The 11,617-nt window shown below is 35.7% G+C and carries 8 protein-coding genes and 1 pseudogene; all 9 read left to right on the top strand.

Features of this window, described 5'->3' with window-relative positions; all coding sequences use genetic code 11:
- A pseudogene (locus N521_RS20000) lies at positions 1-1,236 on the top strand (non-ribosomal peptide synthetase); the annotation flags it as partial.
- Positions 1,216-4,314 carry a condensation domain-containing protein gene (locus N521_RS09255; protein ID WP_442852761.1) on the top strand — a complete coding sequence of 1,033 codons (3,099 nt, stop codon included), beginning with the start codon at positions 1,216-1,218 and terminating at the stop codon, positions 4,312-4,314. The pseudogene N521_RS20000 and the gene N521_RS09255, both read left to right, overlap by 21 nt.
- Before the next feature lie 76 nt (positions 4,315-4,390).
- Positions 4,391-5,512, top strand: coding sequence for a thioesterase domain-containing protein (locus N521_RS09250; RefSeq protein ID WP_231493309.1), 1,122 nt, complete (start codon positions 4,391-4,393; stop codon positions 5,510-5,512).
- Between the two features lie 97 nt (positions 5,513-5,609).
- Complete coding sequence (locus N521_RS09245; protein WP_035390990.1) at positions 5,610-6,821, top strand: cytochrome P450 family protein; 1,212 nt, start codon at positions 5,610-5,612, stop codon at positions 6,819-6,821.
- A gap of 32 nt (positions 6,822-6,853) precedes the next feature.
- Positions 6,854-7,099, top strand: a complete 246-nt coding sequence (locus tag N521_RS09240; RefSeq protein WP_035390988.1) for a DUF3951 domain-containing protein — start codon at positions 6,854-6,856, stop codon at positions 7,097-7,099.
- Positions 7,100-8,161: 1,062 nt separating this feature from the next.
- Positions 8,162-8,893 (top strand): prepilin peptidase, encoded by a 732-nt coding sequence (locus N521_RS09235; RefSeq protein ID WP_035390986.1) that lies wholly within the window; start codon positions 8,162-8,164, stop codon positions 8,891-8,893.
- On the top strand, positions 8,874-10,067 hold the full coding sequence (locus N521_RS09230) for an SPOR domain-containing protein (protein WP_035390985.1): 1,194 nt from the start codon (positions 8,874-8,876) through the stop codon (positions 10,065-10,067). The genes N521_RS09235 and N521_RS09230 overlap by 20 nt, the downstream gene beginning before the upstream one ends.
- Before the next feature lie 177 nt (positions 10,068-10,244).
- Positions 10,245-10,814 carry a Maf family protein gene (locus N521_RS09225; protein WP_007501543.1) on the top strand — a complete coding sequence of 190 codons (570 nt, stop codon included), beginning with the start codon at positions 10,245-10,247 and terminating at the stop codon, positions 10,812-10,814.
- A 48-nt stretch (positions 10,815-10,862) separates the two neighbouring features.
- Positions 10,863-11,537, top strand: coding sequence for a RadC family protein (gene radC / locus N521_RS09220; RefSeq protein WP_026050121.1), 675 nt, complete (start codon positions 10,863-10,865; stop codon positions 11,535-11,537).
- Positions 11,538-11,617 lie beyond the last annotated feature (80 nt).

Here is an 11,617-nt window from a genome sequence, read left to right as displayed (position 1 = left end):
CGTTCTCCAAAAATGATTGTTGGATTACTAGGGATTCTCAAAGCCGGAGGCGCTTATGTCCCGCTAGATCCAGCATATCCGGAGAAACGTCTTCAATACATTCTTGAAGATGCAGGCATTCAAATATTGGTGACAGAATCGCATCTTACAGAGTGGGTATCATCGGATGTTGAGAGGATTTGTTTAGATGAAAATTCTCAAGAAATTAGAAATGAGCCTATCACTACACCTGTTCATGGAGTAACACCAGAAAACTTAGCGTATGTCATCTATACGTCAGGTTCTACTGGAAAACCAAAAGGTGTTTTGTTAGAACTAAAAAGTTTGTGTAACCTAGCTTATGCTCAAATAAAGATTTTTAAAATCAATCACGAAAGTAAAGTATTACAGTTTGCTTCTTTTGCATTTGATGCAGCTGTTTCAGAGATATTTACCTCTTTTTTATCTGGAGCTACTTTAATTTTAGGAAAACAAGAAGAAATGTTGCCTGGAACAAGATTTATTAATCTTGTTGAAGAGAATAGAGTAACACATGCTACGTTACCGCCAGCTATATTAGCTAATTTAGATGAAAATAGATTTGATCACCTTAAGGTAATTATTTCGGCTGGATCAGCTTGTAATAAAGAGGTAGCTAAAAGGTGGGCAAAGAAATGTATCTTTATTAATGCCTATGGACCTACAGAAAATACTGTTTGTGCATCTGCTTGTGTTTATGAGGGAAAAGGAATACTAACTTTGGGGAAACCTATATCTAATACTCAGTTATATGTATTAGATAAATATGGTCAACCAGTTCCGGTTGGAGTAATAGGTGAACTTTATATTGGAGGTCAGAGCTTAGCACGTGGTTATCTAAATCGACCGGAGTTAACGGCTGAACGCTTTATACCGCATCCTTTTAATGATGAACCGGGGGCTCGTTTATATCGGACAGGGGATTTAGTACGCTATCTTCCAGATGGTGATTTAGAGTTTGTAGGTCGAGCAGATGATCAAGTGAAAATTCGAGGTTTTCGGATTGAATTAGGAGAAGTAGAGGCAACTTTAAATGACCTCCCTTCTATTCAAGAAGCTGTAGTAATTGTTCGAGAAGATGAGCCGGGTGATAAACGTCTAGTAGCTTATGTAGTTGGTGAGGAGACTCCTGCGGAGTGGCGTATAGCATTAAAAGAAAAGCTTCCAGCTTATATGGTTCCAGCACACTTTGTGAAGATGGAAGTCCTCCCTTTAACACCAAATGGAAAAGTAGACCGTAAGGTATTACCACATCCTGGACAAGTAGAAAAGGAAGGGGAATATGTAGCACCTCAAAATGAACGTGAAGAGTTGTTGGCTTCCATTTGGGAACAAGTTCTAGGTGTTGAAAACATCGGTATCCATGATAATTTCTTTGAAAGTGGAGGAGACTCTATTCTTAGTATTCAAATTATTGCTAGGGCAAATGAAATAGGTTTATATTTAACACCAAAACAAATATTTGAACATCAGACTATTGCTGAACTAGCACGAGTAGTAGAGAAGACGAAAAAGATTTATAGTAACCAAGGAATAGTGACGGGAGAAGTCTTATTGACTCCTATTCAACATTGGTTTTTTGAACAAAAACATTCAAATCCTCACCATTGGAATCAGTCTATGTTCTTGCGAACTAAAAAGGCTCTAGATGTAAGAGTACTAGATAAGGCACTTAAGGTTTTGATAAAACACCATGATGCTTTACGTCTTCGTTATCAGCGTACATCAGATCTTGAATGGTCGCAGGTCAATACTGGAATAGAGAATTTGGTTTCTAGCGAGGTCATTTCAGTAAGAATTGAAGAAGATAAAGGAAAAGAAGAGAGAATCTATGAAACAATAAAACAAGCCCAATCTACTTTAAATCTTCAAGATGGGCCAATTATGAAAATAATATATTTTGAGGACAAAGCACATCAAGAAGGACGACTTTTCTGGGGAATTCATCATTTAGTGGTAGATGGAGTTTCTTGGCGTATTCTCTTAGAGGATCTTCAAAATGTTTATAATCAACTAGTCCATGGAGAAGAGATTGAATTGCCGGCTAAAACGACATCGTATAAAGAATGGGCTTCTCATCTAGTAACGTATAGTGAAAATATACCAAAAGGAATTCAGGATTATTGGATAGAACAGGCGTCTAAAAAGACCGAAGGTTTACCAATGGATTACCAAATTGATCATTCAATAGAGGAAACTACAGAACAAATTACAGTTTCGTTAAATAAAAAAAATACAAAAGCATTGTTAACAGATATAACATCAACTTATCGAGCGCATATAAATGAAATATTACTAACAGCTTTAGTACAAGCAACAAAACAAATTACTGGGAAGCCGTCTTTATCAATTGATTTAGAAGGACATGGACGAGAGGAAATTATAGAAGGAATTGATGTTTCTAGAACAGTAGGATGGTTTACCAGCATATATCCGGTTCACCTAGATATTAAAGGGACAGAGACACCAATAGAGTCTCTTCGAACTGTTAAAGAGCAGTTACGTAAGGTGCCAAATAAAGGGGTGGATTATGGTATTCTTCGATACCTTAATCAAGAAGTGGGAGACCTTCTTCAACTTCAAAAACAGCCTTCAATTAGTTTCAACTATCTAGGTCAATTTAATCAAGAGGTCAACAGAGAAGCCTTATTTAAGACAGGAATGGAATTAACCAATGACAATTATGATCAAGGCACAAAACGCGGGCATCTAATTGATGTAGTAGGAATAGTAAAAGAAGGAAAATTAGAATTTACTTGGCTTTATAGCGGGCATCAATTTAAGAGGTCAACTATTGAGCATATTGCAGAAGTATTTCTTAATACCTTATATAAGCTAATCGAGAGTAGTGATATGCAGGGAGATTATGCTTATATTTCATCTGATTTTTCACAAGCAAATTTAAGCACAGAACAAATTGATGTAATTACAAATAAGTATACAGAGATAGAAGATATTTATACACTTGCACCTCTTCAAAGTGGGATGGTTTTTCATACGCTTTATGATGGAAGTATAGGTGATTATATTACACAATGTATATTGACTCTTCAAGGGAATTTAAATTCTGGATATTTTCAGACTGCATGGGAATATATCATTAATCGTCATGAAGTATTAAGAACGGTGTTTAGTTGGGGAGACGGTCAAGATATTCATCAGATTGTTTGTAATATTATGCCTGTAACAATCAATGAATTAGACTGGCAATATAGTTCACCAAAAGAGCAACAATCACAGTTGTCAGAACTTTTAATTCAAGACAGGATGAAAGTTTTTGATCTTCAAAAGGGTCCCTTAATGCGCTTGTATTTGGTCCATTGTGGAGAGGATATCTATCAGTTTATATGGAGTCATCATCATGCCCTACTAGATGGATGGAGTCTACAACAAGTATTACATGAAGTGATGAAGGTATATGGACAGTTGATTAATGAGGAACATATTATATTGCCATCGGTACCTTCTTATGAAAATTATATACGTTGGATTAGACAGCAAGATAAGGCGCAAGCAGAGGCTTTTTGGAGAAAAGAATTAGAAGGTATCACTTCTCCTACACCATTTGGTTCAGTGGGAGATAAGAAGAAGCAACACCAAGGATATAGTCAAAGTATTTATCATTTATCACAAGAGGAAACACAAGTACTTCAAAAATGGGCAAGAAAGAATCAACTTACTCTGAACACTTTAGTCCAAGGTGCTTGGGGATATTTATTAAGCAAATATAGTGGAGAAGAAGATGTATTATTTGGAGTGACAAGCTCGGGAAGACCGACAGATCTACCGGGTGTAGAAAAAATGGTAGGGCTCTTTATCAATACATTGCCAGCACGAGTACAAGTATCAGGTGAAACAAAGGTAGTGGATTGGTTAAAAGATCTTCAAGTAAAAGACAGTAAACGTCGACAATATGAGTATACCTCATTAACTGACATTCAAGGGTGGAGTAAAATCCCACGAGGGATTTCGATGTTTAATACTTTATATGTTTTTGAAAATTATCCTATCCAAGAAACTGAAATTAATCACGATTTGAAGATTTTAAATATGAAGGGGGCAGAACAAAATAATTATCCTTTGAGTTTAGTGGTTATTCCAGGTGCCCAGTTATCTTTAAAACTAATGTATGATTTAAACTATTTCGAAGAAGAAACCATTAATCGTCTTCATAAGCACTTAGTCGAAATTCTTCAGCAAATAACCCAAACGTCAGAACAAAAAACGCTTAATGAACTGACTTACCTGACAGAGGAAGAACAAAAACAATTGCGAGATTTTGCATGTAGTTGGTGAGGAGACTCCTGCGGAGTGGCGTATAGCATTAAAAGAAAAGCTTCCAGCTTATATGGTGCCAGCACACTTTGTGAAGATGGAAGTCCTCCCTTTAACGCCAAATGGAAAAATTGACAGGAGAAATCTGGAGAGTAATAGATTAAATTATGATCAACAGAGTGTTTATAAGCGCCCCCCTTGTGATTATACTGAGTATCAACTTCTAGAAATATGGAAAGAAGTTTTAGATAGTGAATATATAGAAGTATATGATAACTTTTTTGAAATAGGAGGTCATTCCTTACTGGCTATAAAGTTATTATATCTTATACAAATTAGATTAAATAAAGAGTTAACTATGCCCAATCTATTTGAGAATCCAACAGTGCAATCTTTAGCTTCTCTGATTAAGAAAAAAGATAAGACAGAAAAAAATCTCGAATTAATTATTAAGTTGAGAGAATCTGATGGCGCTCCTTTCTTTTTCATTCATCCTGCAAGTGGCAATACTCTATGCTATATGGAACTTGCTAAACTTTTGGACAATGCTTGTTCTCTCTATGGAATTAACTTTCCGTATGTTGAAGATAGATCTATGGAAAATATTAGATTGGAAGATTTGAGTAGGTTATATCTGAAAAAAATAAAAGAAATTCAGCCTAAAGGTCCTTACATGTTGGGCGGCTGGTCGATAGGAGGGCTTTTTGCATATGAGATAGCAAATCAACTAATTGAGCAGGGGGAGGAAGTATCTTTATTATCTTTAATAGATACGGCATTCCCAAGAGCAGAATATATCCTAAGTAAGGAAGAAAGCATTATACAGGTTCTAAACTCTATATCGGCACATTTAATTTTAGACCCTAATAAAGAAAAGGAAATCGCAGAGGTGACCTTTAAAAATCTAATAAATTCTCCTAAAATAAGACAAATGTTACCACCAGGTCTTGAAGTAGAGGATATAAAAACTTTAAGTAATATCTTTCATGCTAACACGAAGGTATCGGCTGAATATAAAATAGAAAAACAATATAGAGGTTTAATTTATTTTGAAGCTCAGGAAGGAACAAGACTAGGTAATAAGTGGAGTAGTTATCTAGAAGGAGATTTAAAAAATATTCAAGTGCCTGGCAAGCATGCGGAAATGATGGATTCTCCAAGTGTAAATATTATTGCAAACAAGTTAAAAGAAGAAATATTATCAGCTACTTATATCTAGTTAATTAATTCTATACTCTCAAGCTTTATAAAGCTTGAGAGTATAGAGCAGGTAATATTATGAATAGAAAGCAATTATATTGGAGGTTTTTAAGTTTATGTCAACGAATATTATGAAATTTAATCCTTTCTCACAAGAGTTTAAAGATAATCCTTTAGAAATATTAGATTTTTTCAGAAGGAAGGACCCAATACATTTTTTTCAATCTGAAGAGTTTGGTAATCAGAGAAGTTGGTTGATTACTAGATATGAAGATGCTGAATTACTTTTAAAAGACTCTAGATTAGTTGTAGATCCAAGAGGAATACTACCTGAAGAAGCTGAAAGGGGATTTTTTCCTACTCCTGAATTGAAGCTCTTGAGTGATAATTTATTGTCTAAAGATGGTGAGGATCACATGAGGCTCCGAAAACTTGTTCAGAAGGCTTTTACTCCTCAAATGATTTTAAAATTAACCAATCAAATAGAAGAGATTTGTAATGAGTTAGTGAACTCAATGGAGGGAAAAAAAACTATAGATTTAATGGAAGAGTATGCAAGACCTTTGCCTATTGCGGTTATTTCTAAAGTTTTAGGAGTACCTTCTGAGGATTATGATTTGTTTACTGAGTGGGCAAATGTGCTTACGGATAGTTCAGCTCAAAATTTAGAAATTATTACGCCTAAATTAAGGGAATTTATTGCATATTTGGATGGCATAATTGAAGAAAAAAGGAAATGTCAAACAGGAGATTTGATTTCAGAATTAGTAAAAGAGATTAATAATGATAAACTGCACAAAAGTGAATTATATTCTATGATTTTCTTTTTAATTGTGGCAGGATATGATACAACAGTTAATTTAATCGGAAATGGGATGTTGAATTTGCTGAGAAATCCAGTTGAATATACTTTCTTAAAGAATAATCCAGAAACAATAGAATCAGCTATAGAAGAATTATTGAGAACATCTAGTCCAATTCTTTTATCTAAAGGGAGATGGGCTAAGGAAAGTTTTGAATATAAAAGTTTTGAGATTTTGAAAGGGGATGTAGTTATTGTTTCTAACGCCGCGGCTAACCATGACCCAGTGAAGTTTGAAAATCCTTATAGTTTAAACTTGAAGAGAATAAATAATAAGCATCTTTCTTTTGGAAAAGGAGAACATCACTGTTTAGGAGCGTTTTTAGCTAGGTTAGAAAGTAAAATTGCCTTTTTAACATTAATAAATCGATTACCTACTATTGAGCTATCAGTTGATTTAAAAGAAATTATGTGGAGGGATTCGCCAATGATACGTTCACTTGAAAAATTACCCATAACGATTTAGAATATACATAATCTTTTGAAAGGAGGGATAGCATGCTTATTATCAGTGGAGTACTTCTTTCTTTTTTGTTATTAATAGTTGTTTCAATAGTTGTAATCCTTTTTAAACGAATTATTTTAGGGAAAAGCATAGGTGTTTACTATACTCCCTTTGACAATATTACTGGAAACACCAGTATTGAATTTCATGAAGAGCAAAATGAAGAAGAAAATGAAGACGATCAAGGTGATGATAAGGATAAAAATAAAAAAGAAAACAGTAATGTATTAAAAAAATAATTAAGGCAGTCCAGATAATAAGGATATTCTGGTATGAAGTCAAACTTATTAGATAAGAAAAATTGTTTAGCTTTATATAGATTTATTATAGTTTGAATGTTTTCCAATTGAAATAAGTGAGTTTTAAATCTATTCTTACTAAACTAATTTATAAAGTCAAAATTAAATCTGTTAGACAAGATCTTAGAATTTATAATTTAAGCTGTTAGAATAGTGTAGAAAGTAATGTTCTGTTTTTAACAGTATCTCTTAAAGTTTCCTTTTTATCCATAATAATCTAAATGCAATTCCAAATGGAGTAACTTTATATCAGTAATATCTCAAACATGTTTAAATGTTGGAGGACACTCCTTTTTTGATGAAGTATGTAGTTAAGAAATTGTACTAAGGTATCTGCAATTGCTTTATCGCTGTTTATTTAACATGATTCATTTTTTTATCAAGAAAATTAGTAATAGAGTAGGGAGGAATTATAATACCTCCCTGAATAAGAATAATAATTATATTTTGTGTATCAGGATTACCTTTTGTCTGTATATTTGAACATCTCTTTTGACGAATTTTATTGCTTGTTCACTAGAACATAAGTCGATAATTCTACATCAGCCAAATTTTAATAGTTATAGTAAGTGATTTGTAATTTCCTTTATTCTAAATGAAATGTATTTGAGATTATATGTTGAGTTAATTTAAGCACACTACAAAAAGTTCGAGGAACTAATTGCTTATACAAGATTAATTATAGGGAGATTTTATAAAAGAGGGGTAAGCTTCTATCTTGTGCTCTTTCTTGTTAGGATATTTGCTTTATTAACTTGTAATATTTGATCAAAAATTTGTGAGTTTGAAGGAAAAAGGGTTAGGCTATTAGTAACATTTTTTTCTCAGATATCCGAAATCGTATTTTAAGGTAATCAAAAGACGCAATTTCTTCTATGTAATGAGCGTCTTTTTTCTTTTGATATGTAGGAGAGGGGGAAAATCACTTTTTCGCAAGGTGATCAAAGGTGAATCGCTATGGTACAATCCGGTCTATTCTATTTCCGGAAGGAGTCACCTAATTTGATTGATTTTTTTATGTTTTTCACAGGCATGGCCATGGGGTCATTTTTTCATCTAGTTGGTGAGAGGCTTCCGATGAAGCGATCCATTCTTTTTCCTCGATCACACTGCGGAGCTTGTAAAGAGCCGCTTTCTTTTCACGACATGCTCCCGCTTGTTTCTTATATTGTATTGAAAGGGTCATGTAAGCATTGTGGAACCCGGCTCTCTTTGCTTTATCCAATGGTTGAGCTGTTGACAGGCGGCCTTTTTTTCCTCGTTTATAAACATGCTGGTTTCTCTTTTGAGGGCCTTTTTCTTGTGAGTCTATGTAGTTTATTCGTGATTGCTGTCGTGAGCGATCTTTTCTATATGAGAGTACCAAACGAGCTCTTTCTCTTCTTTTTTCCTCTTTTCGTCATATACCGCACGCTAGAACCGCTTTTTATTTGGTGGGAAGGAGCGGCATCCCTTCTTATTTGTCTTCTTTTGTTTTATAGTTTAGAACATTTCAAGCCAAATAGTATGGGGGGAGCGGATGTCAAACTATTTGGTGTGCTTGCATTTTGCTTCGGATTTAAGCCGTTTCTGACCATTCTTTTTCTTTCGTCTGTCACTGGAATGGTTTACGCAAAGGTGTTTTCTTACAAGGCAAATGAACCCTTTCCTTTTGTTCCTGCCATCGCTTGTTCTTTCTGGCTTTATCTTTTTTGTGGTGATTTGTTAAGCCCAATTGGTCATTTTTTTGGATGAGAAAATTGGCGAACACTTTTTGAACCTGCCGACAAAAGTCTTGTTCTTTTTTTTATTGGCTATGTTAAAGTGTGAAACAGAAAGAAGGACGGGTTACATTCGCGCTATTTCATTGGACAGAAAGGTCTTTCTTACAAACAATGTCAGAAAGCGGGGAATGACAGTGAAAAAAAGGCAGGCAAAAAAACAAGGGTTAAAGGTCAATATTAATGGCAAGGAAGAAATGCTGCATGGAGAAGAGCATCAACCTCAAAAACAGCAAGAGGATCAAGTGACGTTTTCGAACTGGGAGGAAAAGAGGCAGTCGGAACAGGAGACAGCCGCTTCCGAGGAGGAACCGTCCAAACCGAAAGAAGAAGATTTTCAATGGGACGATGCAGCTGATCACATTTACCATTCGGATCCAAAGGTCGTCACACCTTATCAAAAGAAAAAAGGTTCTTTTGACCAGAAGTTCAGTAAAAACCGCGGTCCCTTCAAACGAGTGATGACAACGATTGTGTTTGCAGTCGTTCTAGGGACAGGCCTCGGTGTATTTGCATTAAGTTTAAGTAAAGATGGATCTGCCAATCCATCAGGAGGCGATCATATCAGCGTCTCAGCATCTGGAAGCGGGCCGTCGGCGAAAGCTGGGGGAGATGCACCACCGGCTGATCTTACAGATACGTCAAAGGACAATGAAGGTGAAAAAAGTGCAGCAGGTCATTTTTCAACCTTTGTGGTGCAGGCTGGAAAGTTTTCTTCTGAAAAAGGAGCAGATGACTTAGTTGACAGTTTAAAAGAGGCAGGATATGCAGGTAAAAAGGTATCAATGGATGATGGATATTATGTGATTGCCGGACTTGCCACAGAACAAGGCATGACAAGTGCCGTTGGGAAAAAATTGATCGATCAGCATTTTGAAGCATGGGGAGGAAAAGAGCTCTCGTTTCAAGTGCCGGATGAGCTGACAGGTTTAATAGAGAAGGCATCTGTCTTATCCTCTAAGGTGATTGCAGGAGAAGATGTGGATCAAAAAGAAGTCACTCAGTTGATTTCTGAGCTTGAAAATGCCAAAACAACTGACGCACCAGCTAAAAGCAGTTTGCTGAAAGCTGTACAGCTTTTAAATGACCCATCTGCTGAAAATGGCTGGAAATCTCAGCAAGCGCTATTAGATCAACTAAATACGTAAAATCATGTTTTTAACAGCCAAACTAGTCAAAAAATGACTAGTTTTTTTCTTTTGCTTCCAACATAATGATGGAGGAACATGAAAATGGCATTTTCGTCAATTGTCGGTAAGATGTTCATTTGATAGGATGAATGGGTATCTTACTTCTTAGGCTAAACCCTGAAAGGATGAACAAACATGAACCAGTTAATACTCGCATCTCAATCACCTAGAAGAAAAGAATTGCTTGATTTAGCAGGGTTTTCTTATGACATTCAAGCAAGTGATTTAAAAGAAGAAATAAATCGAAACCTTTCTCCTGCTGAGAACGTCCAATGGTTGGCAGAACAAAAAGCAAATGATATTCAAAAAATACATCCCAAAGCTGTGATCATTGGTGCAGATACAATTGTTGCAATTGATGGCAAATGTCTTGGAAAGCCAAAAGACAAGGAAGATGCAGCCTCAATGCTTCAATTATTGTCAGGTAAGACACATCAAGTCTTGACTGGTGTCACGATTCAATCAGAGAATAGAAAAGAAACATTTTATGAACAGACAGACGTGACATTTTGGCCGCTTACACAAGATGAAATAGACCGCTATATTGAAACCGGTGAGCCTCTTGATAAAGCTGGAAGCTATGGCATTCAAGGAAAAGGTGCCCTGTTTGTACAAAAAATAGACGGTGATTATTTTTCCGTTGTAGGACTCCCTATTGCTAAAACAGTCAGAGTGCTTGAAACATTTGGTATCACCCCTTTTTGATGACGGGAAGGAATCAAAAAAGGAGTGTAGATCTTGAATCATTTCCCTATGCTGCTGAAGCATTTTCCTCATGATGAAAAGCCGCGTGAACGATTTGTCAAATATGGCCCAAGCAGCTTATCAAACCATGAACTTGTCGCGATTCTTTTGAGAACAGGCACAAAAAAGGAATCAGTTCTTCAAGTGTCCGCAAGACTTTTACAAACATTTGGTGGTCTTCGTTCTGTGAAGGAAGCTTCGATTGAAGAATTGTCAAAGATTCGAGGAGTTGGAAAAGCGAAGGCGATCTCTCTTTTAGCTGCTTTAGAACTCGGCACTAGATTACACCATCAAACGACGGACAATCGTTATGTGATCCGCACGCCGGAAGATGGTGCGAATTTTGTGATGGAAGATATGAGATTTTTGACGCAGGAGAATTTCGTTTGTCTTTATCTCAATACCAAAAATCAAGTTCTTCATAAACATACTGTGTTTATCGGAAGTCTAAATTCGTCGATTGTTCACCCGCGCGAAATTTTTAAAGAGGCCTTTAAACGTTCGGCCGCTTCATTTATATGTGTGCACAACCATCCATCTGGAGATCCGACGCCCAGCAGGGAAGATATTGAAGTCACACAGCGACTTTTTGAATGTGGGAAGCTGATTGGAATACAGCTGCTTGATCATCTAGTGATCGGTGATCAAAAATTTGTGAGTTTGAAGGAAAAAGGGTATTTGTAACACTTTTTTTTTCAATGTTTTACGATATAATAGAGTTTATGAGTTTTTCCCTAAAGGGAATTTTGGTTTAAGAAAGGAAG

The organism is Bacillus sp. UNC125MFCrub1.1, assembly GCF_000701305.1.
Taxonomy (GTDB): domain Bacteria; phylum Bacillota; class Bacilli; order Bacillales; family Bacillaceae; genus Bacillus; species Bacillus altitudinis.
This window is presented reverse-complemented; position numbering and strand designations above follow the sequence as displayed.